This window comes from Caballeronia telluris, from assembly GCF_001544495.1.
Classification (GTDB): Bacteria; Pseudomonadota; Gammaproteobacteria; order Burkholderiales; family Burkholderiaceae; genus Caballeronia; species Caballeronia telluris.
Genome location: NZ_FCNZ02000009.1, coordinates 20,823 through 45,045, shown reverse-complemented (window position 1 = coordinate 45,045; position 24,223 = coordinate 20,823). Strand labels below are relative to the sequence as shown.

23 protein-coding genes and 1 tRNA gene are annotated in these 24,223 nt (G+C 65.1%); 13 read left to right on the top strand and 11 right to left on the bottom strand.

Annotated elements, in window-relative coordinates; translation table 11 throughout:
* Positions 1–45: 45 nt before the first annotated feature.
* From AWB66_RS13385 to trxB, 5 genes are all read right to left on the bottom strand, one after another.
* Positions 46–369 carry a rhodanese-like domain-containing protein gene (locus AWB66_RS13385; protein WP_087630768.1) on the bottom strand — a complete coding sequence of 108 codons (324 nt, stop codon included), beginning with the start codon at positions 367–369 and terminating at the stop codon, positions 46–48.
* Positions 370–371: 2 nt separating this feature from the next.
* Positions 372–1,025: a protein-L-isoaspartate O-methyltransferase family protein gene (locus AWB66_RS13380; protein WP_087630767.1), complete on the bottom strand. Its 654-nt coding sequence runs from the start codon at positions 1,023–1,025 to the stop codon at positions 372–374.
* A gap of 82 nt (positions 1,026–1,107) precedes the next feature.
* The gene (locus AWB66_RS13375; protein ID WP_087630766.1) at positions 1,108–1,728 is read right to left on the bottom strand and encodes a trimeric intracellular cation channel family protein; all 621 of its coding nucleotides are present in this window, start codon (positions 1,726–1,728) and stop codon (positions 1,108–1,110) included.
* Positions 1,718–2,542 carry a Smr/MutS family protein gene (locus tag AWB66_RS13370; protein ID WP_087630765.1) on the bottom strand — a complete coding sequence of 275 codons (825 nt, stop codon included), beginning with the start codon at positions 2,540–2,542 and terminating at the stop codon, positions 1,718–1,720. Before AWB66_RS13370 ends, AWB66_RS13375 begins: the two co-directional genes overlap by 11 nt.
* Positions 2,543–2,762: 220 nt before the next feature.
* Positions 2,763–3,758, bottom strand: coding sequence for a thioredoxin-disulfide reductase (gene trxB / locus AWB66_RS13365; protein ID WP_087630764.1), 996 nt, complete (start codon positions 3,756–3,758; stop codon positions 2,763–2,765).
* A gap of 325 nt (positions 3,759–4,083) precedes the next feature.
* On the opposite strand from trxB, the gene AWB66_RS13360 reads away from it, so the two are divergent.
* Together AWB66_RS13360 and lolA are read left to right on the top strand one after the other, a co-directional pair.
* Complete coding sequence (locus AWB66_RS13360; protein ID WP_087630763.1) at positions 4,084–6,402, top strand: DNA translocase FtsK; 2,319 nt, start codon at positions 4,084–4,086, stop codon at positions 6,400–6,402.
* 25 nt (positions 6,403–6,427) lie between these two features.
* A complete protein-coding gene (lolA, locus tag AWB66_RS13355; RefSeq protein ID WP_087630762.1) occupies positions 6,428–7,090 on the top strand; it encodes an outer membrane lipoprotein chaperone LolA in 663 nt (220 codons plus the stop codon).
* Here lolA and AWB66_RS13350 read toward each other — a convergent pair.
* Positions 7,080–7,997, bottom strand: coding sequence for a LysR family transcriptional regulator (locus AWB66_RS13350; protein WP_087630761.1), 918 nt, complete (start codon positions 7,995–7,997; stop codon positions 7,080–7,082). The genes lolA and AWB66_RS13350 overlap by 11 nt on opposite strands.
* A gap of 127 nt (positions 7,998–8,124) precedes the next feature.
* On the opposite strand from AWB66_RS13350, the gene speB reads away from it, so the two are divergent.
* Positions 8,125–9,141, top strand: coding sequence for an agmatinase (gene speB, locus AWB66_RS13345; protein WP_087630760.1), 1,017 nt, complete (start codon positions 8,125–8,127; stop codon positions 9,139–9,141).
* A 58-nt stretch (positions 9,142–9,199) separates the two neighbouring features.
* On the top strand, positions 9,200–10,687 hold the full coding sequence (locus AWB66_RS13340) for a purine-cytosine permease family protein (RefSeq protein WP_087630944.1): 1,488 nt from the start codon (positions 9,200–9,202) through the stop codon (positions 10,685–10,687).
* A gap of 38 nt (positions 10,688–10,725) precedes the next feature.
* Here AWB66_RS13340 and cytX read toward each other — a convergent pair whose 3' ends face one another.
* Positions 10,726–12,048, bottom strand: a complete 1,323-nt coding sequence (gene cytX, locus AWB66_RS13335) for a putative hydroxymethylpyrimidine transporter CytX (protein WP_087630759.1) — start codon at positions 12,046–12,048, stop codon at positions 10,726–10,728.
* A 176-nt stretch (positions 12,049–12,224) separates the two neighbouring features.
* Here cytX and AWB66_RS13330 point away from each other — a divergent pair, with 176 nt between their 5' ends.
* The 3 genes from AWB66_RS13330 (at position 12,225) to AWB66_RS13320 (ending at position 15,115) form a co-directional block, all read left to right on the top strand.
* Entirely contained in the window at positions 12,225–13,541 is a 1,317-nt protein-coding gene (locus tag AWB66_RS13330; protein WP_087630758.1) for a replication-associated recombination protein A, read from the top strand.
* A gap of 69 nt (positions 13,542–13,610) precedes the next feature.
* Entirely contained in the window at positions 13,611–14,906 is a 1,296-nt protein-coding gene (serS, locus tag AWB66_RS13325) for a serine--tRNA ligase (protein ID WP_087630757.1), read from the top strand.
* Between the two features lie 118 nt (positions 14,907–15,024).
* A tRNA-Ser gene (locus AWB66_RS13320) sits at positions 15,025–15,115 on the top strand.
* A 93-nt stretch (positions 15,116–15,208) separates the two neighbouring features.
* On the opposite strand, the gene AWB66_RS13315 is transcribed toward AWB66_RS13320, so the two are convergent.
* Positions 15,209–15,553: a hypothetical protein gene (locus AWB66_RS13315; protein WP_087630756.1), complete on the bottom strand. Its 345-nt coding sequence runs from the start codon at positions 15,551–15,553 to the stop codon at positions 15,209–15,211.
* Positions 15,554–15,762: 209 nt separating this feature from the next.
* Here AWB66_RS13315 and map point away from each other — a divergent pair, with 209 nt between their 5' ends.
* The 5 genes from map to minE all read left to right on the top strand — a co-directional run bounded on the left by map (position 15,763) and on the right by minE (position 19,318).
* Positions 15,763–16,545: a type I methionyl aminopeptidase gene (gene map / locus AWB66_RS13310; protein ID WP_087630755.1), complete on the top strand. Its 783-nt coding sequence runs from the start codon at positions 15,763–15,765 to the stop codon at positions 16,543–16,545.
* 132 nt (positions 16,546–16,677) lie between these two features.
* Positions 16,678–17,217, top strand: a complete 540-nt coding sequence (locus AWB66_RS13305; RefSeq protein ID WP_087630754.1) for a GNAT family N-acetyltransferase — start codon at positions 16,678–16,680, stop codon at positions 17,215–17,217.
* 159 nt (positions 17,218–17,376) lie between these two features.
* On the top strand, positions 17,377–18,150 hold the full coding sequence (minC, locus tag AWB66_RS13300; protein WP_087630753.1) for a septum site-determining protein MinC: 774 nt from the start codon (positions 17,377–17,379) through the stop codon (positions 18,148–18,150).
* 88 nt (positions 18,151–18,238) lie between these two features.
* Complete coding sequence (gene minD / locus AWB66_RS13295) at positions 18,239–19,054, top strand: septum site-determining protein MinD (RefSeq protein WP_087630752.1); 816 nt, start codon at positions 18,239–18,241, stop codon at positions 19,052–19,054.
* Positions 19,055–19,063: 9 nt separating this feature from the next.
* The gene (gene minE / locus AWB66_RS13290) at positions 19,064–19,318 is read left to right on the top strand and encodes a cell division topological specificity factor MinE (protein WP_035926261.1); all 255 of its coding nucleotides are present in this window, start codon (positions 19,064–19,066) and stop codon (positions 19,316–19,318) included.
* Between the two features lie 237 nt (positions 19,319–19,555).
* Here minE and AWB66_RS13285 read toward each other — a convergent pair whose 3' ends face one another.
* A complete protein-coding gene (locus AWB66_RS13285; protein ID WP_087630943.1) occupies positions 19,556–20,938 on the bottom strand; it encodes a chloride channel protein in 1,383 nt (460 codons plus the stop codon).
* Between the two features lie 159 nt (positions 20,939–21,097).
* Complete coding sequence (locus AWB66_RS13280) at positions 21,098–21,277, bottom strand: hypothetical protein (RefSeq protein ID WP_087630751.1); 180 nt, start codon at positions 21,275–21,277, stop codon at positions 21,098–21,100.
* A gap of 249 nt (positions 21,278–21,526) precedes the next feature.
* On the opposite strand from AWB66_RS13280, the gene AWB66_RS13275 reads away from it, so the two are divergent.
* Entirely contained in the window at positions 21,527–22,669 is a 1,143-nt protein-coding gene (locus AWB66_RS13275; RefSeq protein WP_087630750.1) for an OpgC domain-containing protein, read from the top strand.
* Positions 22,670–22,697: 28 nt separating this feature from the next.
* Here the strand turns inward: AWB66_RS13275 and AWB66_RS13270 are convergent, their stop codons facing one another.
* A complete protein-coding gene (locus AWB66_RS13270; RefSeq protein WP_087630749.1) occupies positions 22,698–24,002 on the bottom strand; it encodes an MFS transporter in 1,305 nt (434 codons plus the stop codon).
* Positions 24,003–24,223 lie beyond the last annotated feature (221 nt).

Sequence of the window (24,223 nt, the reverse complement as noted above, 5' to 3'; positions counted from 1 at the left end):
GCGTTTCTGGCGCATGCGGCTTTTTGCTTTTGGAGCGGGGGAAACCTAGTACGTCGGCACGCCCGGATCGACCTGACGCGACCACGCATCGATGCCGCCATACAGGTTGAACACCTGCGTGAATCCGCGCGATTCCAGGAACATCCCGACTTGCGCGCTGCGTGCGCCGTGATGGCAGATGCAGACGATTTGCGCTTCGTCGTCGAGTTCTTCGCTGCGAGCCGGGATGTCGCGCATCGGAATGGCGACGATGTTCGCCAGCTTCGCCGTTTCCAGTTCCCACGGTTCGCGCACGTCGAGCAAAACGGGCGCGGGGCGCGACGAATCGGCGAGCCAGGCGGCGAGGTCGGTGGCGGAAAGATTCTGCATGATCAGAACTTGAAGCGCGGCGGCTGCACGGCGTTCGTGAGCGGCGCCACGAGCGTTTCGAAGATGTCCGAGACGCGGAACTGCTTCTCGTCGACCCGCGTGATGATCTGCGCCTTCATGACGGGCGCGTCGCCGACGAAGGCCGCGATCCGCCCGCCGACCTTCAGTTGCTCCAGCAATTCCTGCGGCATGACGGGCAGGCCGCCCGACACGCAGATCACGTCGAAGGGCGCGCCGCCTTCCCAGCCGAGCGCGCCGTCGCCGGTGACGACGTGCGCGTTCGACACCGCGTTGGCCGCCAGATTCTGTTCCGCGAACGCGGCGAGTTCCGGCGAGATCTCGACGGTGGTCACGCTGCGGCCGCGCGCGGCGAGCAGGGCGGCCATGTAGCCCGAGCCCGCGCCGATTTCGAGCACCGTTTCGTGCTTCGTGACGGCCAGTTCCTGCAGCACGCGCGCCTCGACCTTCGGCGACAACATGCGCTCGCCGCCGGGCAGCGGAATTTCGAGGTCCGCGAACGCGAGATTGCGATACACGGTGGGCACGAAGTTCTCACGCTTGACGATCGACAGCAGGTTCAGGACGTCCTGGTCCAGCACATCCCAAGGACGAATCTGTTGCTCGATCATGTTGAAACGCGCTTGCTCGATGTTCATGTTCAGTCTGCGGGAATCGGTGGGGGAACCGGCCGATTGTAGCAAATCGCGGCCCCGAAAGCCTTCGCGGACCGCTTGGGTGCTAGTGCGGCAGGCGGATATCGAGCTTGAAGGTGACGAGCCGCGCGACGAGGATGAACGCCGTCGACACCAGCACCGCGTAGATCGTGTCGAATTCGATCCGTTCCAGGGCGAGGTACAGCCAGCAGCCTGCGAACGCGCATACCGCGTAGGGCCGCGAGTCGCGCAGGATCAGCGGAATCTCGTTGCAGAGCACGTCGCGCATCACGCCGCCGAACACGCCCGTGATCACGCCCATCATGACGGCGGTGAAGGCGGGCATTTGCGCGTCGAGCGCGGCCGACGTGCCGGAAATGCTGAAGAGACCGAGGCCGATCGCATCGGCGACGAGCAGCATGCGTTCGTCGAACAGGCGCGTCGTCATGCGCAGCAGGATCGGCGCGAAGATCGCCATCACGAAGATGATGAGCACGTAGTCCTGATGCTCGACCCAGTAGAACGGCCGGCGCGACAGCAGGACGTCGCGCACCGTGCCGCCGCCGAACGCGGTCGCGAGCGCGACGAGAAACGCGCCGACGGCGTCGAGCCGGCGCTTTCTCGCTTCGATCAACCCGGAGAGCGCATAAGAGAGGAGCGCGAGCGCCTCCATCAGCGAGATGGCGAGCGTGAGCCTAGGATGCACTGCGCGGGTCCTTTCGGCTGACTTTTTCGTGCGGGTCCAGCGGATGCCCGCGATGACGCGGCGCGCCGCCAGGTTGCAACAGCACGAGCACGGCGCCCTCGCCGCCGTCGTGCGGCCGCGCCTGACAGAACGCGATCACTTCCTGTTTCTGCACGAGCCACGCGCGGACCTTGCCCTTCAGTACCGGTTCGCGGCCGATGGAGCCGAGCCCCTTGCCGTGAATCACGCGCAGACAGCGCAACCCGCGCTTGACCGATTCGCGGATGAATTCCGCCAGCGCCTCGCGCGCCTCTTCGCGGCGCATGCCGTGCAAATCGAGTTGCGCCTGCACGATCCACGCGCCGCGCCTGAGTTTCCTCACGACCTCCTGGCTCACGCCGGTGCGGCAGTACGAGAGCGTCTCGTCGATGTCGAGGAGGCTTTCGGGGTCGTATTCGTCGGAGAGCGCTTCCTGCAGGACCGCTTCTTCGTCGCGGCGCGTCTGCAACGGCACGGGCGTCGGCGGAATGCGCGTCACGGTCTGGCGCGGCGGCGTCTTCAGCGGCTCGACTTCGCCGATCGAGCGACGGAACACGTCGGCGTCCGCGATCGCTTCGCGTTGCGCGCGCGCCGCCGCCACGCGCTCGACTTCGCGCTTCGCGGCGTCGGCTTTGAGCGCGCTCTTCAGGCTCGCGAGACCGGCGAGGCCGTCGCGCTTGAGCGATCCGGCCGCGTCCGCGAGCGTCGCGGACGGCTCGTCGGCGCTCGCAGCCGGGCGTGCCGCGGGCGGGCGCCGCGGCTTCGGTTCGTTCGGATGGGGCAGATTCTTGGGCATCGCGCTGGAAGTCGGTGATGAAGCGGTGCTTGCAGGATGCGACGGATTCCTCCGGCGTCGCGCAGCGTCTCACGCGAAAGCCAAGAAAAAAGGGCCGGCGGAGACGATCCGCGGCCCTTTCTTGCGCTTTGGGCGCAGGCGCCGGTTTTCGAACCGTCACCGTCGCCTTGTATCGAGGCCCGGCGACACTATTTTACCGGCCGCCCGCGACGCGCGCCTTTCAGCGGTCTTTCTCGTGGCTCATCGAATGCGGCGTCGGCGTTTCGTTGATGCTTTCGAGATAGCGCTGCGCGTCGAGCGCGGCCATGCAGCCCGTGCCGGCGCTCGTGATCGCCTGGCGATAGATGTGGTCCTGCACGTCGCCGGCGGCGAACACGCCGGGAATGCTCGTCGACGTGGCGTCGCCGCTCGCGCCGCCCTTCGTGATGATGTAGCCGTTCTTCATCTCGAGCTGGTTCGCGAAGAGATCGGTGTTCGGCTTGTGGCCGATCGCGACGAAGATGCCTTGCAGCGGGATGTCGGTGGTGTCGCCCGTCTGCGTGTGCTTGACGCGCAGCGAGGTGACGCCGGACTGGTCGCCTTGCACTTCGTCGAGCACGTGATTCCACTTGATCTCGACGATCCCTTCCTTTTCCTTCGCGAGCAGGCGGTCGATCAGGATCGGCTCGGCGCGGAACTTGTCGCGGCGATGCACGACCGTGACTTTCTTCGCGATGCCCGCGAGATAGAGCGCTTCCTCGACGGCCGTATTGCCGCCGCCGATCACGGCCACTTCGCCGTTCTTGTAGAAGAAGCCGTCGCAGGTCGCGCAGGCGGACACGCCCTTGCCCATGAAAAGCTCTTCCGACGGCACGCCGAGATATTGCGCCGACGCGCCCGTCGCGATGATCAGCGAATCGCAGGTGTACTCGCCCGAATCGCCGATGAGGCGCAGCGGCCGCTCGTTGAGCTTCGCCGTATGGATGTGGTCGAACACGATCTCGGTGTTGAAGCGCTCGGCGTGTTCCAGCAGACGCTGCATCAGTTCGGGGCCTTGGACGCCCATCGGGTCGCCGGGCCAGTTTTCGACATCGGTGGTGGTCATCAACTGGCCGCCTTGCGCGAGACCGGTGATGAGCAGCGGCGACAGGTTGGCCCGCGCCGCATAGACGGCGGCGGAATAGCCAGCGGGACCGGAACCGAGAATCAGCACTTTGGCGTGTTTGGGCGAGGACATGAGAGCAATTCCGTTGTTGATGGTTTCGATCGACGGGATGCCACTTCGGTGCCGCGCGGCGGGTGGTTCGCGTGCGGGCGCCGGCGCAAAACCGGTCGATGAACCCTAGTTGGGCGCAAAGACGCCATTATAAAGGTCCGCAAGAAGGCTCACCGAGTGAACCTTTCAATGGCGGCGATAGCGCCGGCAGGGCTTTCAGCCGTGTTACAGGATGAAACGTGCGGCCCTTTTTGACCGCTCGCCGCAATGCAGCGTTTACAATGGGCGACCGACACATTCGGCCCGCTCCTGTTGGTGCGAGGCCGTGAAAAAGCCTCACGGATCAATGGCAAAAGCTACCTATTCTGCGAGCGCGCAGGCGTTGCCGCACCGCATGTCGCGCCTCTTCACCGAAATTCGCTGGATTCTCCAGGTCGGGCTCGGACTCTTCCTGCTGATGGCGCTCGTGAGCTACAGCCGGCGCGATCCGAGCTGGACGCATGCCGCGAGCGTCGATCACATCGGCAACTGGGCGGGCCGCGTCGGCGCGTGGATGTCCGACATCCTGCTGCTGCTCTTCGGGCTCTCGTCCTACTGGCTGATCGTGCTGCTTGCGCGGCGCATCGTCGCGAACTACCGGCGCATCACGCAGGCCGAGGCGCCCGTCGACACCGACGCACATAAAGACCGCACCTGGCTCGCCGAAGCCTTCGCGTTCGTGCTCGTGCTGCTCGCGAGCGACGGCATCGAGGCGCTGCGGATGTGGTCGCTGAAAGTGCAGTTGCCGCGCGCGCCCGGCGGCGTGGTCGGCGAAGCGATCGCGAAGAACATGATGCACGCGTTCGGTTTCACCGGCGCGACGCTCTTTCTGCTGATCGCGCTCGCGATCGGTTTGTCGCTGTATTTCCGTTTCTCGTGGCTCTCGGTGTGCGAGAAGACGGGCGAAGCCATCCTGTCCGCGATCACCGGCGCGCGCCTGCGCCGCGAGGCGGGCCGCGACCGCAAGCTCGGCGAGGAAGCGGCCTCGACGCGCGAAGGCAAGGTCGTGAAAAGCCGCGTGAAGATCGAGGACCACGAGCCGGTGATGATCGTGCCGCCGGTCGCGACGCCGGCGAAGTCCGAGCGCGTGGAGCGCGAGAAGCAGGTGCCGCTCTTCAAGGACCTGCCCGGCGATTCCACGCTGCCGCCGATCGCGTTGCTCGACGCCGCGCCCGAAGTGAAGGAAACCATCTCCGCCGATACGCTCGAATACACCTCGCGCCTGATCGAGAAGAAGCTGAAGGATTTCGGCGTCGAGGTGAGCGTGGTCGCGGCGTATCCGGGGCCGGTCGTCACGCGCTATGAGATCGAACCCGCGACGGGCGTGAAGGGCAGCCAGATCGTCGGACTCGCGAAGGATCTGGCGCGCTCGCTGTCGCTCGTGTCGATTCGCGTCGTCGAGACGATTCCGGGCAAGAACTGCATGGCGCTCGAATTGCCGAACCAGCGCCGCCAGACGGTGAAGCTCTCGGAAATCCTGGGCTCCGAGGTCTACGCCGATGCCGCCTCGCCGCTCACGATGGGGCTCGGCAAGGACATCGGCGGCAAGCCCGTCTGCGCCGATCTCGCGAAGATGCCGCACTTGCTGGTCGCGGGCACGACGGGTTCGGGCAAGTCGGTCGGCATCAACGCGATGATCTTGTCGCTGCTCTACAAGGCGAGCGCGGACCAGGTCCGCATGATCCTGATCGATCCGAAGATGCTCGAAATGAGCGTCTACGAAGGCATTCCGCACTTGCTCTGCCCGGTCGTCACTGATATGCGGCAGGCGGGCCACGCGCTCAACTGGGCGGTCGCCGAAATGGAGCGCCGCTACAAGCTGATGAGCAAGATGGGCGTGCGCAATCTCGCCGGCTTCAACAACAAGATCGACGAAGCCGCCAAGCGCGACGAAAAGATCCCGAATCCGTTCAGCCTCACGCCGGACGAACCGGAACCGCTCACGCGCCTGCCGAACATCGTCGTCGTGATCGACGAACTCGCCGACCTGATGATGGTCGTCGGCAAGAAGGTGGAAGAACTGATCGCGCGGATCGCGCAGAAGGCGCGCGCGGCCGGCATCCACCTGATTCTCGCGACGCAGCGGCCGTCGGTGGACGTCATCACCGGCCTCATCAAGGCGAACGTGCCGACGCGCATGGCGTTCCAGGTGTCGTCGAAGATCGATTCGCGTACGATTCTCGACCAGCAGGGCGCCGAATCGCTGCTCGGCATGGGCGACATGCTCTATCTGCCGCCGGGTTCCGGGCTGCCGGTGCGCGTGCACGGCGCGTTCGTGTCGGACGAGGAAGTGCATCGCGTGGTCGACAAACTGAAGGAGCAGGGCGAGCCGAATTACATCGAAGGCATCCTGGAAGGCGGCCTCGCGGGCGAAGGCGACGAAGGCGCGGCGGGCGGCGCGGGAACCGGTGGCGCCGATGGCGAGTCCGACCCTCTGTACGATCAAGCCGTCGAGGTCGTGATCAAGAACCGGCGCGCGTCGATTTCGCTCGTGCAGCGGCACCTGCGGATCGGCTATAACCGCGCGGCGCGGCTGCTCGAACAGATGGAAAACTCCGGGCTGGTTTCGGCGATGTCGTCGAACGGCAATCGCGAAATCCTCACGCCGGCACGCGACGCAGAGTAAGCGCTTCACCTTGGAGAACGAATTCATGCAGCAGAAGTGGTTCAAGCAGACTGTCGGCGCCGTGCTCGCGGGCGCGTCGATGTTCATCGCGTCGCAGGCTTTCGCGAGCGGCACCGAGCAGTTGAAGGCGTTCGTGTCGCAGGTCCACGCGGCGCGCGGCACCTTTGTGCAGCAGGAAGTGAAGGCGCCGAGCAAGGCGGCGAGCCAGTCGAATGCGCCCAAGACCGGCGGCACGTCGAGCGGCACGTTTGTGTTCGCGCGTCCCGGCAAGTTCATCTGGTCGTATGAGAAGCCGTACTCGCAAGTGCTTCAGGCCGACGGCGACAAGCTCTACGTCTACGACAAAGACCTGAATCAGGTGACCGTGCGTCCGCTCGGCGGCTCGCTCGGCGCGAGTCCGGCGGCCATTCTCTTCGGCAGCAACGATCTGGAAAAGAATTTCACGCTGCGCGACGCGGGCGTGAAGGGCGGCATCGACTGGCTGGAACTGACGCCCAAAGCGAAGGACACGCAGTTCGAGACGGTCGGCATCGGCTTCAAGGACGGCAATCTCGAAGCGATGGAACTGCACGACGTCTTCGGCAACGTGACGCTGCTCACGTTCTCGAACATGCAGAAGAACCCGCCGCTCAAATCCGATCAGTTCAAGTTCGCCGTGCCGAAGGGCGCGGACGTCATCAACGGCTGATCGGCTCGTCGCCGGTCGCGTGGGCGGCGTTCATGTCCTCGATGAACGCTTCCACGATGTCGTTTCTCAGTTGCCGCGCGCGCGTGACCATCTGGAACGCCACGCGGTAACGCATCCGCGCCGGATTCAGCGGCGCGAGCGCTCCCTCCCTCACATGCGGCGCCGCGAAGTGCTCGGGCAGATAGCCGAGATGATGGCCCGACAGCACGAGCATCGCGACGGCTTCCATGTTGTCGGCGACCGCGGTGATGTTTCTCGGCGACATCGCGTCGGCTTCCGGCAGCGGATAGCTGCGCCACGCCCATTCGAAATTGGCGGCGCGCTCCGGATCGACTTCGCCCGCTTCCCGAAAAAGCGGATGCCGCCGCGCGCAGTACGCGTACTGGTCCTCGGCGAAGATCTGCGTGTATTCCAGCGACGGCACGCGATGCCAGAAATAGCCGATCGCCACCTGAATCCTGCCCGCTAGCAGCAATTCCTCCAGTTCGCCCGGCGAGCGCACCAGCACCGAAAACCGCACCGATTCGTCGCGTTCGCGAAACCGCGCGATCGCCTCGCTGATGCGCGCGCTCGCCGCCACCGGCGTGTGGCCGATCAACCCGAGCGCGAGCGTTCCCACCAGCTTCTTGCCGACGTTGCGCGCGGTCATGTCGAACGTGTCGATGGCGGCGAGCAGCGTCCGGCACGCCTCGACGAACTGTCCGCCGCGTGAAGTCAGCGCGAAACCGCCGCGTCCGCGCTCGCATAGACGATAGCCGAGGCGCGTTTCGAGCGTCGCGAGTTGCGTGCTGATGGTCGACTGGCCGACGTTGAGCGTCGCCTGCGCGGACGAAATCCCGCCCGCATCGACGATCGCGAGAAACACGCGGATGAGCCGCAAGTCGAGGTCGGAGAGGTGCGTGAACATGGCGGCGCCCGATACATCGATGGAGATCGATGTGAAGTTAATTTTGTCGCCATTTTAACTTCCCGCGCGAGCGCCTATTAATGGAGGGTGAACCGATTAAACCTTCCACGGGAAATCATCGAACGCCATGAATACATTTTCACATTTCGCACCGGCCGAGCACTTCGACTCGCATTTCACCGCGCCGGACCATCGCGACGAGCGGCCGCAGCCGCTGTCCGGCAACCAGATGCCGCGCTGCGGCGGCATCACGACGATGATGCGTCTGCCGCACGTCCACACGGCGGCGGGGCTGGATGCGTGTTTCGTCGGCGTGCCGTTCGATCTCGGCACGTCGAACCGGACCGGCGCGCGTTTCGGCCCGCGTCAGGTGCGCAGCGAATCGGTGCTCCTGCGCCCGTACAACATGGCGACGCGCGCTGCGCCGTTCGATTCGCTGCGTGTCGCCGACATCGGCGACGTCGCGATCAATCCGTACAACCTGCTCGACTCGATCGACCGCATCGAGCGCGCCTACGACGAAATCCTCGCGCACGACTGCAAGCCGCTCACGCTCGGCGGCGACCACACGATCGCGCTGCCGATCCTGCGCGCGATCGCGAAGAAGCACGGCAAGGTCGGATTGATCCACGTCGATGCCCACGCGGACGTCAACGACACCATGTTCGGCGAGAAGATCGCCCACGGCACGCCGTTTCGCCGCGCGGTGGAAGAGGGCTTGCTGGACTGCGAGCGCGTCGTGCAGATCGGCCTGCGCGGCACGGGCTACGAAGCCGGCGACTTCGACTGGTGCCGCGAGCAGGGCTTTCGCGTCGTGCAGACGGAGGAATGCTGGAACAAGTCGCTCGCTCCGCTGATGGAGGAAGTGCGCGCGCAAATGGGCGACGGGCCGGTGTACATCACCTTCGACATCGACGGCATCGATCCGGCTTTCGCGCCGGGAACGGGCACGCCGGAAATCGCCGGGCTGACCGTGCCGCAGGCGCTCGAAATCATTCGCGGCGCGCACGGGCTGAACATCGTCGGCGCGGATCTGGTGGAAGTCGCGCCGCCTTACGATCCGTTCGGCACCACGGCGCTGCTCGGCGCAAACCTCGCGTTCGAACTGCTGTGCGTGCTGCCGGGCGTCGAGCGTCGCGCCTGAAGATTCAATGCGTGTGAGAACCGGCGCCGATCAGAAAAACCAAGCGAGACAACAGCAGATGCGTAACGAAGAAGTCATCGGCCTGCCCCACGCGGGGCCGGCCCTCGAAGTCGAAAGTCATTCGATCGACTACATTCCGGAGAGCGAGCGCCACGCCCGGCTCTCCGGCCAGGGACCGTTCTGGTTCCTCGGCAATTTTCACTTTTTTACGATTTCGATCGGCTTCGTCGGGCCGGGCATGGGGCTGTCGGCGGGGTGGACGACGCTCGCCGGCGCGCTCGGCATCATGTTCGGCACGATCTTCATGGCATTTCACGGCTCGCAGGGGCCGGAAATGGGATTGCCGCAGATGATCCAGTCGCGCGCGCAGTTCGGCTATCGCGGCGTGATCCTCGCGCTCCTCGCGACGCTTTTCGTGTTCGTCGGATTCAACGTCGTCAATGTTTCGCTGATTACGGACGGCCTCAAGCACGTCTTCGGGCTGGACGCGACGCTCGTCGCCGTGGTGGCGATCGCAGCCGGCGCGCTGCTGTCGATCTACGGGCACGACCTCATGCACCGCGCGTTCAAGTGGGCGCTGATCGCGACGCTGCCGCTCTACGCGCTCGTGTCGATCGCGCTCCTATTCGGCGCCGGCCACGCGCCTTCGGTGCCGGCGGCAAACGCGCCGCATCTCGGCTTTAGCTGGATCGCCTTCGCGACGCAGTTCGCCATCGGCGCGAGCTACAACATTTCGTACGCGCCCTACGTCTCCGACTACTCGCGCTACCTGCCGAAGAACACGAGCCGCAGCAAGCTGATCGCGGCGATCTTCATCGGCGCCGCGCTGTCGGGCACCTGGATGATCGGCCTCGGCGCGTGGCTCGCGCAGGAGTTGAAGGCGTCGGATGCGCTCGTCGCGCTGAATCAGGTCGGTTCGTCGGTCGTGCCGGGGCTTGGTAGCGTGATCGTGTTCGTCTCGGTGGCGGGCTTTTTGCCGATCATCGCGCTCAACACCTACAGCGCGATGCTGACGCTTTTGACCGGCGTCGATTCGATCCGCCGGATCAAGCCGTCGCGCGGCGCGCGCATCGCATCGGTGATCGCGATCAGCGCCGTCGTGCTCGCCTGCGTGCTCGCGATCAAGGGCAACGGCATCGCGCTCCTGAACACGTTCCTCATGCTGATGCTGTATTTTCTCGTGCCGTGGACGGCGGTCAATCTCGTCGATTACTTCTTCGTGCGCCGCGGCCGCTACGCGATCGCGCACTTCTTCACGCCGAAGGGCATCTACGGCGCGTGGCAGATGCGCGGCATCGTGGCCTACGTGGTGGGCTTCGTCGCGATGATTCCGTTCTTCTTCATCTACGACGCGGCGGCCGAGAAGGCCGTGTTCGAAGGCTATTTCGCGCGGATGCTCGGCGGCGTGGATATCGCGTGGCTCGTGGGGCTGATCGTGTCGGGCGGCGTGTACTGGATCCTGAGCCGCTCGCTCGATCTGGAAGCCGAAGAGCGCGTGATTCGCGACCTGCACGAAAGCGCGCTGATGCGCCGCGACGAGCGCTGACAGCAAACGGGCGCCAGAGGCGCCCGTTTTTTTGCACGTCAGGCGAGCGCCGCGCGCCGGCCCGACACCAGCAGCAGATAGCACACCGCGCCGAGCGCGAGCGCGGGCAGCGTCGCGCCGAGATTCGGCAGCCACTGGTTGATCGCGTGATACGCCGCGATGCCGATCGCCCACGCGATGAACGCGCTCACGTGCCAGCCGCCCGAAAAGCCGTAGCGGCCGTTCACATCCGCGAGAACGGGGACGTCGATGCGGCGCCGCCTCACGACGAAGTGATCCGCCAGCACGACACCGAAGAGCGGCGCGAACACGGAGCCGATCAGAAGCAGAAAGTTCTGATACTTGCCCATTTCGACGACGAGCGCCACGAGCGTACACAGCGCACCGAACGCGGCGGAGAGCATCGGCACGCTTGCGCGCGCCCAGAACGTGCCGGTCGAGACGGCGGCGGAGTGGATGTCGGCGAAGGCGTTGTCGGTTTCGTCGATCAGGATCAGAAGCAGCGCGAGGCCGCCGCCCGCCTGCGCGAACGCGACCGTCAGGAGCGCATCGCCGCCGCCCGCCGCGAGCCCGTAGATCGCGCCGAGCGCATAGAACCAGATATTCGCGATGCCGTAGCCCAGGAGCGTGCCGCGGAACGTGCCGCCCGCGCTCTTGCCGAAGCGCGTGTAGTCGGCGATCAGCGGCAGCCACGACAACGGCATCGCGACGACCAGATCGATGCCCGAGCCGAACGCCATCTCGCCCGTGCCCGGACGGTGCATCAGCGCGCCGAGGTCGAGTTTCGCGAGCACGTTCCACGTCAGCCAGCCCGCGCCGCCGAGCAAAAGCCAGATGCCCCAGGTGCGCAGGAAGCGCCGCACGAAGGAAAGCGGGCCGGAGATGGCGAGCAGCGTCGCCAGCACGCCGAAGACGAGCGTCCAGACGAGCGGCATCGAGAAGCCGAACGATTGTTTGGCGAGCGCATCGGCGGAATCGCGCATCACGATGATCTCGAACGAGCCCCAGCCGACGAGTTGCACCGCGTTCAGCACCGCCGGCACCGACGCGCCGCGCACGCCGAGCGTCGGCCGCAGCGACGACATCGCCGCGAGCCCGGTGTCCGTGCCGACCACGCCCGCGAGCGCGAGCAGGACGACGCCGATCGCCGTGCCGATCGCGATCGCCGCGAGCGCGTGCGGCAGCGACAGTCCCGGCACGAGCAGCGCGCCCGCCTGCGCGACCAGAAGGCCGATGCCGAGCGAGAACCAGAGCGCGAAGGCGTCGGAGGTCGCGAACGCGCGGCGCTCGGGCGGCACGGGCGTAAGGGGCGCGTAGGCGTCGTTGGATGGTGTGCTCTCTGGTGTGCTCTCTTGCGCCATTGGCGTTGTGTCCTGTCGGTTCTGTCCGTGATGTCTCGATGCGGGCGAAGGCGTTTCGCCGTCGCTGTCATAATGAGCCGATTCGCTGGAGCGCATGGCCGAACCGCTGGCCGCGCCCTCGTCTCGAAAAGCGAGAGATTATCGCCGCCTTTGCCCAACCTGCGTCACATAAGCACATGTTCGAAGAAAATCGTGGCACCGTTCCGCTCGCCGAGCGCCTGCGTCCCCGCACCATCGACGACGTCATCGGCCAGAAGCATCTGCTCGGGCAGAGCAAGCCGCTGCGCGTCGCGTTCGAATCGGGCGAGGCGCATTCGATGATCCTCTGGGGCCCGCCGGGCGTCGGCAAGACGACGCTCGCGCGCCTCATGGCCGACGCCTTCGACGCGCAGTTCATCTCGCTGTCCGCGGTGCTCTCGGGCGTGAAGGACATTCGCGAGGCCGTCGAGACCGCGCAGATCCATCGCGCGAACGGGCACCAGACGCTCGTGTTCGTCGACGAGGTGCATCGCTTCAACAAGAGCCAGCAGGATGCTTTCCTGCCGCACGTCGAGTCGGGACTGTTCGTGTTCGTCGGCGCGACGACCGAGAATCCGTCGTTCGAGGTGAACAGCGCGTTGCTGTCGCGGGCGGCGGTGTACGTGCTGAAGAGCCTCGACGCCGACGAACTGAAGCAACTGCTCGAGCGCGCGCAGGCGGAACTCGGCGGGCTCACTTTCACCGACGAAGCCCGCGACGCGATCATCGGTTCCGCCGACGGCGACGGCCGCAAGCTCCTGAACAACCTGGAAATCGTCGCGCGCGCGGCGGCCCAGCAAAAGACGACGGAAATCGACGGCACGCTGCTCGGCAGCGCGCTCGCCGAAAACCTGCGCCGTTTCGACAAGGGCGGCGACGCGTTCTACGACCAGATCAGCGCGCTGCACAAATCGGTGCGCGGCAGCAATCCGGACGCCGCGCTCTATTGGTTCTGCCGCATGCTCGACGGCGGCGCGGACCCGCGCTATCTCGCGCGGCGCATCGTGCGCATGGCGTGGGAGGACATCGGTCTCGCCGATCCGCGCGCCGGGCGCATCGCGCTCGATGCCGCCGAAACCTACGAGCGGCTCGGCACGCCCGAGGGCGAACTGGCGCTCGGGCAGGCGATCATCTATCTGGCCGTCGCGCCGAAATCGAATGCGGGCTACAAGGCTTATAACGAGGCGCGGCGGTTCGTCGGGAAAGATCAGTCGCGCGGCGTGCCGGTGCATTTGCGCAACGCGCCGACCAAGCTGATGAAGGAACTCGGCTACGGCCACGAGTATCGCTACGCGCACGACGAGCCCGACGCATACGCGGCGGGCGAAACGTATCTGCCGGACGGCATGCGCGACCCGCACTGGTACGAGCCGACACCGCGCGGCCTGGAGGGCAAGATCGGCGAGAAGATGGCGCGGCTCGCCGAACTGGACGCGGCGTGGCGGCGCGAGCACAAGGACGACAAGAAACGTTGACCAAACGCGGGGCGCCGCGTGCCGTGCGCTAAAATCGCGAATTCCGATTACTCAAAAGCAGCCCCCGCCATGCTCGACATCCAACTCCTGCGCAAAGACCTGGACGGCGTCGCGAAACGTCTCGCCGCTCGCGGCTACACCCTCGACGTCGCCGCGTTCTCGTCGCTCGAAGCCGAGCGCCGCGACATCCAGACGCGCACCGAAGAACTCCAGGCGCGGCGCAACAGCCTGTCGAAGCAGATCGGCGCGATGAAAGGGCGCGGCGAGGACACCTCCGCGGTGATGGCGGAAGTCGGCGGCATCGGCGACACGATGAAGGCGTCGGCGGCGCAGCTCGAAGAGATCCAGAAGCGTCTGCACGACCTGCTGCTCGGCGTGCCGAACCTGCCGCACGAAAGCGTGCCCGTCGGCGACGACGAAACGCAGAACGTCGAAGTGCGCCGCTGGGGCACGCCGCGCGCGTTCGATTTCGAAGTGAAGGATCACGTCGACGTCGGCGCGCCGCTCGGGCTCGATTTCGAGACCGGCGCGAAGCTCTCGGGCGCGCGCTTCACGCTCTTGCGCGGGCAGATTGCGCGGCTGCATCGCGCGCTCGCGCAGTTCATGATCGACACGCACACGGAGCAGCACGGTTACACCGAGACGTACACGCCGTACATCGTGAATCCGGAGATTCTGTACGGCACGGGCCAGCTTCCCAAATTCGCCGACGACATGTTCCGCGTCGAGAAGGGCGGCGCCGAGAACACGGTGACGCAGTACCTGATCTCGACCTCCGAAATCTCGCTGACGAATACCGTACGCGAGAGCATTCTCGAAGCCAGCGCGCTGCCGGTGAAGCTGACCGCGCATTCGCCGTGTTTCCGCTCGGAGGCGGGTTCGTACGGGCGCGACACGCGCGGTCTGATCCGCCAGCACCAGTTCGATAAGGTCGAGATGGTGCAGATCGTGTCGCCGGAAAAATCCTACGAGACGCTCGACGAGATGGTCGGCCACGCGGAGGCGATCCTGCAGAAGCTGGAACTACCGTATCGCGTGATCACGCTATGCACGGGCGACATGGGCTTCTCGGCGTCGAAGACGTTCGACCTCGAAGTGTGGCTGCCGGCGCAGAACACGTATCGCGAAATCTCGAGCTGCTCGAACACCGAGGCGTTTCAAGCGCGTCGGATGCAGGCGCGATTTCGCCACGCGCAGGGCAAGCCGGAGTTCGTGCATACGCTCAACGGCTCGGGACTTGCGGTCGGCCGCACGCTCGTCGCGGTGCTGGAGAACTTCCAGAACGCCGATGGATCGGTGACGGTGCCGGCGGTGTTGCGTCCCTATATGGGCGGCATCGAGCGCCTGGCGCCGTCGAAGTCCTGAATCTTCCGGGAAGATGCAAAAAGGGGCTTGGAAAGCGAAATCGAGTCCGCTATAATCTTGCTCTTCGTTGAGCAACGACCCGCTCGATGAAGCGCCGGATCGAAAGATCCCGGTAGACGGAAAGGTGGCAGAGTGGTCGAATGCGCTGGACTCGAAATCCAGTGTACAGTTTTGCTGTACCGTGGGTTCGAATCCCACCCTTTCCGCCAAGATACTGAAAGCCCCGCAAATCGAAAGACTTGCGGGGCTTTTGCTTTGTGCGCGGTCTCGTGCGCCTCTGTGCGAAGCGCCGGCGGATCGACTCAGGTCGTACACCGTGCAATGTCGAACCGCAATTCCGGCTCGGGCAGCCCGCTGTATTCGCCATCGGACTTCTGCACCTTGACGGTCGATCCATATCCCGATGGCGTCAGCGTCACGAGCCACGCGTTGGGCCCGACGAGCAGTTCCGTCGATCCGGCGTTGCGCGTCGTCTGCGCGGACGGCAGCATGCGTTCGAGGCAGCTCGAAATATCCGACGCCGTTCGCGCCGACGAGACGTAGATGACGGGCTTCGACGCGCGCAATTCCGGCCCGCTGGTCGAGCTACAGGCGGCGAGGGCGATGGTGGCGGTCACGGCAGAAACAGCAAGGCGATGCAAGGACATGGAACTCCGTCGGGTGACGATAAAAGCGCCCAATAAACCGTAAACGCCCGCTCGAAGCAAGCCCGTCCGCGCCCCGGCGCGAGTGCGCCGACTGGCCCGTGCGCGGGCGGGCGCCCAGCGGGCAATGCTATCATCGCCGACAATCCGCGCCCGACGCGCGCGTGCCGCAGCCGCCGCGCGCGTCGACCGAACCCATCCCGCAAGACCCAATGGCTATCACTCTCAAGTCTCCCGCCGACATCGAAAAGCTGCGCATCTCGGGCCGCATGGCCGCCGACGTGCTCGCGATGATCGGCGAGCATGTCCGCCCGGGCGTCACCACCGACGAACTCGACGCGATCTGCAACCGTTTCATCGTCGACGAACTGAAGGCCATTCCGGCCAACGTCGGCTACATGGGTTTTCCGAAGACGATCTGCACGTCGGTGAATCATGTCGTGTGCCACGGCATTCCCGGCCCGCGCGAACTCAAGGACGGCGACATCGTCAACATCGACGTCGCGATCATCAAGGACGGCTACTTCGGCGACACGAGCCGCATGTACTACGCCGGCACGCCGAGCGCCGAAGCGCGACGCCTGTGCGACACGACCTACGAGGCGATGCTCGCCGGCATCCGCGAAGTGCGCGCTGGCGCGACGCTCGGCGATGTCGGCCATGCGATCCAGTCGGTGGCGCACCGCGAGGGCTTCTCGATCGTGCGCGAGTATTGCGGACACGGCATCGGGCGCGTCTACCACGAAGACCCGCAAGTGCTGCATTACGGCCAGCGCGGCGCGGGGCTGCGTCTCAAGCCGGGCCTCGTCTTCACGATCGAGCCGATGGTCAACGCAGGGCGCGCCGCCACGCAGCAGTCGCGCGACGGCTGGACGGTGACCACCAAGGACCGCTCGCTCTCGGCGCAATGGGAGCACATGGTCGCCGTCACGGAAGACGGCTTCGAGCTGCTGACGCCGTGGCCCGACGGCACCGGCGCCTACGCGGCGCCGTAAGCGGATGGCACGACCCATCCGAGTCCGCACGGCGCGCCGCGAGTCGACGCGTGCAAATAAAAAATTGACTCGATCGCCCGTTCGGTTGAAGCTACCGGATAGTCAGAAAGAACCAGAGAGTCAACCGTCCGCATGAGTCCTTCACTGACCGTTCGCCGCATCGCCGCGCATCAGGGCGCTGTCCTGCGCGAGCTTCGTACCGCTTCGCTGCGCGAGGCGCCGTACGCCTTCGACGAGACCCTCGAGGACGCGCTTCTCGCCGAAGCATCCAGTTTCGACGAAACAGCCGCGCATCACGCGAGTTCGTCGTCCACGGCCACGTTTCTGCTCTACACCGAAGGTCATCCGGCGGGGCTCGTCGGCGCGTTCATCGACGAAGCGGGCACGCAGCGCGCATTCGTTCATTCGCTGTGGGTCGCACCGGCCGTCCGGCATCTGCGCGGCGGCGAACTGCTCGTGAACGCGGCGTCGCAATGGCTCGCGGACGAGGGCGCCACGGAAATCCATGCGTGGATCGCCGATGAAAACCGCACCGCGAAGCGTTTTTACGAGCGACTCGGTTTCGGTCCGACAGGCGATCGCCGGATGATGCCCGCGCATGCCGAAGAATGGGAAACGCTGCTCGTGCGTCACGTGCACAACGAAGAGCAAGATGCGCCGGGCACGGCGTGAATTGTCGATACGTCTATTCATTTTCGCGGCGCCGTCGCATTCGTGGGGCGCCGCCATCCGCGGCACTCCGCCGCCGGCCAATATCGCGCAAACCAGTCTCGAAAAAGATGGCTGAGCGCGCGCGCGCCTGTAAAATACGCAAAATTTTTGGCCGCTCCTATGTCGCTCAACAAAACGCCCTTTTTTGAACTGCGCAGCGGCTCCGTCGACACGCTTCTCTTCGTCGTCAAGACCACCGACCTCGACGCGCTGCGCACCGAACTCACGCGGCGCTTCGAAGCGACTCCCGAGTTTTTCGCGGGCGACGTCGTCGCGATCGACGTGCGCCGTCTCGCCGAAACGTCGGCGACCGAGCGCATCGCGCTCGGCGAACTCGCGCAGTTGCTTGCAAGCGTGCGCATGCGGCCGATCGGCGTCGTCGCGCTGCCCGCGCAGGCGTGGGCGGCCGAATGGGCGTCGGGCGGCGGCCTGCCGCTTCTCGAAGCACGCGACCGGCGTGGCGCACCGAAGCCTTCGGAAGGCGCGGCGAGCGCGAACACCGATGCCGCAGCCGTGATCGAAGCGGCCGTCGCGAAGACACCGCCGCCCGCGGCACCGTCGCCGACGACGATCATCGACCGTCCGCTGCGCTCCGGCCAGCAGGTGTACGCGAAGGGCGATCTGGTCGTGCTGGGGCTCGTGTCCTACGGCGCGGAATTGATCGCGGAAGGCAACATTCACATCTATGCGCCGTTGCGCGGGCGCGCGCTCGCGGGCGTGCACGGCAACAACGACGCGCGGATCTTCTGCACCTGTCTCGAACCGGAACTCATCTCGATCGCGGGAATCTACCGGACGACCGAGAACCCGTTGCCCGCCGACGTGCTCGGCAAGTCGGTGCAAATCTGGCTCGACGAAGAAAAACTGATGATCGAACCGCTGCGGCTCACCTGATTCATTGAGACGAACGCGCGCCCCGAACGAACGGCGCACGCTCGACGAACCGCCAGCCGGACTTATTTGACGAACACAAGGTACATGTATGGCAAAAATCATTGTGGTGACATCGGGGAAGGGCGGCGTCGGCAAGACGACTACCAGCGCGAGCTTCGCATCGGGGCTCGCATTGCGCGGCCACAAGACGGCCGTGATCGACTTCGACGTCGGTCTGCGCAATCTCGATCTCATCATGGGCTGCGAGCGGCGCGTGGTGTACGACCTGATCAACGTGATCCAGGGTGAGGCGAACCTGAACCAGGCGCTCATCAAGGACAAGAAATGCGAGAACCTTTTCGTCCTGCCGGCGTCCCAAACCCGTGACAAGGACGCGCTCACGATGGAGGGCGTGGAAAAGGTGATCAACGACCTCATCGCGATGGACTTCGAGTACATCGTGTGCGATTCGCCGGCCGGCATCGAATCGGGCGCGCTGCTCGCGATGCATTTCGCCGACGAAGCGTTGATCGTGACGAATCCGGAAGTGTCGTCGGTGCGGGATTCGGACCGCATTCTCGGCATTCTGTCGTCGAAGACCAAGCGTGCGATCGAGGGGAAGGAACCCATCAAGGAGCATCTGCTGATCACGCGCTACAACCCGAAGCGCGTGAGCGAAGGCGAAATGCTGTCGCTCAACGACATTCAGGAGATCCTGCGCATCGAGCTGATCGGCGTGATTCCGGAATCGGAAGCGGTGCTGCATGCGTCGAACCAGGGTCTGCCCGCCGTGCATCTCGATGGTACCGACGTCGCCGAGTCGTACAAGGACATCGTGTCGCGTTTCCTCGGCGAGGAAAAGGCGCTGCGTTTCATCGACTATCAGAAGCCAGGTCTGCTGCAACGCATCTTCGGCACCAAGTAAGGGGACGCAATGTCGATTCTTTCGTTTTTGCTGGGCGAGAAAAAGAAGTCCGCTTCGGTGGCGAAGGAACGCCTGCAGTTGATCATTGCGCACGAACGCGCGGGTGGCAAAGCCGCCGCCGATTATCTGCCGGCGTTGCAACGGGAACTCGTTGCCGTGATTTCCAAGTACGTGAAGATTTCCAACGACGACATCCGCGTGAGCCTCGAACGTCAGGACGATCTCGAAGTGCTGGAAGTGAAGATCGAAATTCCGCAGGCCTGAAACGTTAAGGCGCTTTCGCCCGGCGCGTGGCGCGCGCGGGAAGGGCGTCGGGAAAAGATGAGCCAGGATCGGGCGATCCTGGCTTTTTGCTTTTTTGCGTCAACGTTTGCGCGAGGGTGTCTGGAATCGTCTGGTCTTTCGTCGACGTCGCGTTGAACGTTCGGCCGGCTCGTTACGCAGCCGGTGTCGGCTGAACACGCCGTCCGCGCGTGCGGGGCACGTGCGGGATCGCGCGGTTCATTTCCGCGGCGCCTCGTTCTCGTCTTCTTCCTCCACGAGCGGCTCGGGCACTTCGGGCGAAGGCGCGGGCGCGGGCTGCGGCATGTGTCCCATGTAGCGCTCGGAAAGCGCCTCGTAGAGCGGCGGCGCGAAAAACGCCGAGACGCGGCTCGAAATCAGCGCCGTCGCCATCAGCGAGATCACGAGCGCGTGACCGTTCACCATCTCCATCACGATCACGAACGCGGTGATCGGCGACTGCGTGACTGCCGCCAGATAGCCGACCATAGCGAGCGCGATTAGCATCTGCAACTGCATGTCCTCGAAGATCATGTGCAGCACGTTGCCGAAGCCCGCGCCGATCGACAGCGACGGTGCAAAGATGCCGCCCGGAATGCCCGGCAGATACGAACCGATCATCGAGACGAACTTGAGCAGCGGATAGAACATCGACAACTGCGTGTGTCCTTCGAGCAGGCCGCGCGCTTCCTCGTAACCGCTGCCGAACGTCGTGCCGCCCGACACGATGCCGACCGCCGCGATCACCAGCCCGCACAGCGCCGCGAATGCGACCGGCTGCGACGTATGCAGCCGGCGCAGCGGCGCCGGAATCCACTTCGCGGTGTTGAGCAGCAGCCAGCAGAACACGCCGCCCGCGATGCCCGTGACGACCGCCGTCAGCACGATGGCGACCGCGAGCAGATCGGGGAAGTGCTGGCCGATGTCGATCGTGCCGAAGTACGTGTAGTTGCCGTTCAGCCCGAGCGCGACGATACCGGCGAGGATGATGCCCGTGATCAGCACGCCGCTCGTGCGCACGGAGAAGCTGCGCGTGAGCTCCTCGATTGCGAAGACGATGCCCGCGAGCGGCGTGTTGAACGCCGCCGACAAACCCGCCGCCGCGCCCGCGAGCACGAGTTGCCGCTCGATGACCGAACTGGAGCGCGGATAGAGGCGGCGCAGGTTGAACATCAGCACGGCGCCGACCTGCACGGTCGGCCCTTCGCGGCCGATCGTGAAGCCGCCGAGAATCGCGAGGAACGAGACGGCGATCTTGCCGATGAGTATGCGGAAGGTGAGCAGGCGGGCGCCCAGCGCCGAGGTCGGCCCGTTGAGCACGGCGATGACCTGTGGAATGCCGCTGCCTTCGGCGCCGCGGAAGAACTTGCGCGTGAGCCAGACGCACAGCGCGGAGACGGCGGGCGTCACGATGAGCGGCAGCCAGACATGTTCGCGCTGGACGTGGAGAAACTGGCTGTAACCCCAGTCGATCAGGCGCGCGTAGAGCACCGCGACGAGGCCGACCGCGATCGCGCCGAGCCAGAAAATGCCATACCGGCGCCAGATGCTGCGTGCGCGCCGGATGGTGACGATCGGAAGGGAGCGAAGCGCGCGAATCATGCTGATGGCCGCCGGCAAAAGCGTCGATTATAACGAGCCATCTCAAAAACGAAGGGCGTTCGGTGTGCGCGCGGCGGTGGCGTCCCGCCGGAAATCGCGCGGTAGACCTTGGCACAGCGATTGAAAGCGACTTGAATTAAATCGCGAACCTGGACTAATTCATGCCGTCAGAATTTCGAAAGCAACCACGGCGGCAATTGCACCGAGATTTGCGATCAGCGCTTCGCAAAGTACGCCGCGCCAGCTTTTCGGTCGAAACCGGATGGCAAGCATCAAGGCCGTAAACAATGCAATGGCAATAATCGCGACGAGATGCGAGCTTTCCAGATGAATGCGCATTTCCCGGCTCCTTGACGAGCGTTCGCGGCAGTCCCGTATTATCCCGCCGATTAATTTCAGTATATGCGCGCGCCTGCCGGACGCAAATCCGACAAAAAAGCCATTTCCCCGCCATACTCGCGACCTTTGTTCAGGACGCAATCAAATAAATCTTGATTCGGGGAATCTTTTCCCCTAGCTTCGTACAAACCCGTACAAACCTGGCGGTCCTCTCTGGAGCGCGGGCTGGCGGACCCGGAGCCTTCACCGATGACATCACTGACAGGGCGCTCACTGGAAGTCGATTTCTTTCGAGGAATTGTCCTGCTCGTCATCGCTGTCGATCACATATCGGGAAGCGTGGTTTCCAATTTCACACTGCATAAATACGCGTTCTGCGATTCCGCCGAGGTTTTCGTATTCCTCGGCGGTTATGCTTCGGCGGCGGCCTATACCGCGCTCGAATCGCGACGCAGCGGATCAGCCGCGCGGCGGCGCTTTTTCAAGCGAAGTCTGGAGATATATCGCGCCTATCTCTTTACCGCGGCATTGATGCTCGTAGCCGGTGCGCTTCTGATGTGGCTTCGCATCGATTCGCCGATGGTCGAATATACCGAGTGGCCCGTGTTTCTCGAAAGGCCGCTCGAACTTATTGCCGGTATTGCGATGCTGCGCAATCAGCCGTATTTGTCGGCGGTATTGCCGATGTATGCCTTGTTTGCGCTGGCTGTGCCCGTCGTCGTGCCGCTCGCGGCGAGAAAGCCCGTGCTCGTCCTGTTCGGCAGCCTCGGCATCTGGCTGTTCGCCACCCAGCTCGCGCCCATCCTGCCTTCCAACTACGCCGACGGCTGGTCATTCAATCCGTTCGCCTGGCAGCTGATGTTCGTCGCGGGCATCCTCGGCCGAACCCAGCCGATCAGCGATGAATTCCACGCGAGCGCGACGGCGCGCTGGATCACGCGCATTGCGATCGGGGTCGTGCTCGGGTTCGCGTGTGCCAAGCTTTTCATCGAAAGCGCGCCGCCGCCGGGATACATGAAACAGAACCTGGCGTCGCTGCGCATCGTGAGCTTCGCCGCGTTCGCATGGGTCGTCGCACGCGCCGTGCATGCCGGCTGGATCGGCTCGCTCGCGCGCAGCCTGCCGGGCGTCGTGACGATCGGCACGCAGGGGCTCGTGTGCTTCATCGCGGGAACGGGCGTGTCGCTCGCGCTCGACACGGCCCTGCGCGTGATTCCGTCCGGCCACTTCGCGTGGCTCGCGGGGCTCGGCGCCGATGCACTCGCCATCGGCAGTCTGATGCTGCTCGCGCGGTTCTGGCGCGATCGCAAGGATCTGCGCCGCGTGGCCGTTCCCAAGGCCGGCCCGCAGCGGCCCGTGCCCGCGCACGTGACCAACCGGCGCGACGGCTGACGCCGCGGCGCCGCACGTCGTCGCGCGCTCAGCTGAGACGGATGTCGCGCGTCTCGCGCATGCACAGCACGCCGACGAGACTCACCGCCGCCGCGACCGACACATAGCCACCGACCCACGCGAGCCCGCCGCGGTTCGCGAGCAGTTGCGCGATGTACGGCGCCACGGACGCGCCCAGAATCCCCCCGAGGTTGTAGGCGACGCCCGCGCCGGTGTAGCGCACGTTCGTCGGGAAGAGTTCGGGCAAGAGCGCGCCCATCGGGGCGAACGTCACGCCCATCAGGAACAGTTCGAGCGTGAGGAAAAGCGCCACGGCGAACGTGTTGCCGCTGCCGAGAAGCGGCGCCATCGTGAAGCCCGACAGGATCGCCGCGATGCAGCCGACGATCAGCACCGGCCGGCGTCCGAAGCGGTCGCTGGCGCGCGCGGAGATCGGCGTCGCGATTGCCATGAAGATGACCGCGAAGCAGAGCAGACCGAGGAATTTCTCGCGCGAGAAGTGCAAGGTCGATACGCCATACGACAGCGAAAAGACCGTCGAGATATAGAAGAGCGTATAGCAGACGACCATCGCGAGCGCGCCGAGGAGCGTCGGCGCGAGGTATCGGCCGAAGAGCGTCGCGATCGGCACGCGCACGCGCTCGTGGCGTTCGACGGCCGCGCGAAACGCGGGCGTCTCCGCGATCTTCAGGCGCACGTACAGCCCGAGCGCGACGAGCACCGCGCTCACGATGAACGGCACACGCCAGCCCCAACTGCGGAATTGCTCGTCCGAGAGCGAAAGCGCGAGACCGAAGAAAAGACCGTTCGACGCGAGAAAGCCGATCGACGGCCCCAGTTGCGGGAACATGCCGAACCAGCCGCGCTTGCCGGGCGGCGCGTATTCGGTCGCGAGGAGCGCGGCGCCGCCCCATTCGCCGCCGAGGCCGATGCCCTGCCCGAAGCGCAGGATGCACAGCAGCACGGGCGCCGCGGCGCCGATGGAATCGTAACCGGGGACGAAGCCGATCAGCGTCGTCGAGACGCCCATCACGAGGAGCGAGGCGACGAGCGTCGACTTGCGTCCGATGCGGTCGCCGAAGTGGCCGAAGATGAACGAGCCGATCGGCCGCGCGACGAACGCGATGCCGAACGTCACGAACGCCGAGAGCGCCTGCGCGGCCGGATCGCCGTGCGGAAAGAACACCGGGCCGATGACGAGCGCGGCGGCGGTCGCGTAGACGTAGAAATCGTAGAACTCGATGGCGGTGCCGATGAAGCTCGCGAAAATCACGCGCGATGCGCTGTTTTTTCCGTCGTTGGGCTCGGCGGCGGAAAGCGATGCTAAGGACATGGAGTCTCCGTAGTCGTTGTGCTGGGGGATTGCCGCTGGGCCGCGGTCTTGTTTGCGGTGCATCGGTGCGATACGCGTATGACGAGAAGGCGCGCCGAAGAACGACGCGCCTGCGTTCCGGGCGCCGCGACATGCGTAATGCGCGGGCCGTTGGTCGGGCTTCGCGCCGCATGCGGATCGGCAAGCGGCGAAGGCCGTGCCGGAGGGGTATCCGGCGGAGG

Bases quoted from the DNA above. Each gene is read 5' to 3' on its own strand.
- AWB66_RS13360 (WP_087630763.1), top strand. From the start codon at position 4,084: ATGGCAAAAGCTACCTATTCTGCGAGCGCGCAGGCGTTGCCGCACCGC.
- AWB66_RS13280 (WP_087630751.1), bottom strand. From the start codon at position 21,277: ATGCGCATTCATCTGGAAAGCTCGCATCTCGTCGCGATTATTGCCATT.
- lolA (WP_087630762.1), top strand. From the start codon at position 6,428: ATGCAGCAGAAGTGGTTCAAGCAGACTGTCGGCGCCGTGCTCGCGGGC.
- AWB66_RS13385 (WP_087630768.1), bottom strand. From the start codon at position 369: ATGCAGAATCTTTCCGCCACCGACCTCGCCGCCTGGCTCGCCGATTCG.
- minD (WP_087630752.1), top strand. From the start codon at position 18,239: ATGGCAAAAATCATTGTGGTGACATCGGGGAAGGGCGGCGTCGGCAAG.
- AWB66_RS13270 (WP_087630749.1), bottom strand. From the start codon at position 24,002: ATGTCCTTAGCATCGCTTTCCGCCGCCGAGCCCAACGACGGAAAAAAC.
- AWB66_RS13340 (WP_087630944.1), top strand. From the start codon at position 9,200: ATGCGTAACGAAGAAGTCATCGGCCTGCCCCACGCGGGGCCGGCCCTC.
- AWB66_RS13275 (WP_087630750.1), top strand. From the start codon at position 21,527: ATGACATCACTGACAGGGCGCTCACTGGAAGTCGATTTCTTTCGAGGA.
- speB (WP_087630760.1), top strand. From the start codon at position 8,125: ATGAATACATTTTCACATTTCGCACCGGCCGAGCACTTCGACTCGCAT.
- cytX (WP_087630759.1), bottom strand. From the start codon at position 12,048: ATGGCGCAAGAGAGCACACCAGAGAGCACACCATCCAACGACGCCTAC.
- AWB66_RS13370 (WP_087630765.1), bottom strand. From the start codon at position 2,542: ATGCCCAAGAATCTGCCCCATCCGAACGAACCGAAGCCGCGGCGCCCG.
- map (WP_087630755.1), top strand. From the start codon at position 15,763: ATGGCTATCACTCTCAAGTCTCCCGCCGACATCGAAAAGCTGCGCATC.
- AWB66_RS13350 (WP_087630761.1), bottom strand. From the start codon at position 7,997: ATGTTCACGCACCTCTCCGACCTCGACTTGCGGCTCATCCGCGTGTTT.
- AWB66_RS13315 (WP_087630756.1), bottom strand. From the start codon at position 15,553: ATGTCCTTGCATCGCCTTGCTGTTTCTGCCGTGACCGCCACCATCGCC.
- AWB66_RS13305 (WP_087630754.1), top strand. From the start codon at position 16,678: ATGAGTCCTTCACTGACCGTTCGCCGCATCGCCGCGCATCAGGGCGCT.
- trxB (WP_087630764.1), bottom strand. From the start codon at position 3,758: ATGTCCTCGCCCAAACACGCCAAAGTGCTGATTCTCGGTTCCGGTCCC.
- AWB66_RS13330 (WP_087630758.1), top strand. From the start codon at position 12,225: ATGTTCGAAGAAAATCGTGGCACCGTTCCGCTCGCCGAGCGCCTGCGT.
- serS (WP_087630757.1), top strand. From the start codon at position 13,611: ATGCTCGACATCCAACTCCTGCGCAAAGACCTGGACGGCGTCGCGAAA.
- minC (WP_087630753.1), top strand. From the start codon at position 17,377: ATGTCGCTCAACAAAACGCCCTTTTTTGAACTGCGCAGCGGCTCCGTC.
- AWB66_RS13380 (WP_087630767.1), bottom strand. From the start codon at position 1,025: ATGAACATCGAGCAAGCGCGTTTCAACATGATCGAGCAACAGATTCGT.
- AWB66_RS13285 (WP_087630943.1), bottom strand. From the start codon at position 20,938: ATGATTCGCGCGCTTCGCTCCCTTCCGATCGTCACCATCCGGCGCGCA.
- minE (WP_035926261.1), top strand. From the start codon at position 19,064: ATGTCGATTCTTTCGTTTTTGCTGGGCGAGAAAAAGAAGTCCGCTTCG.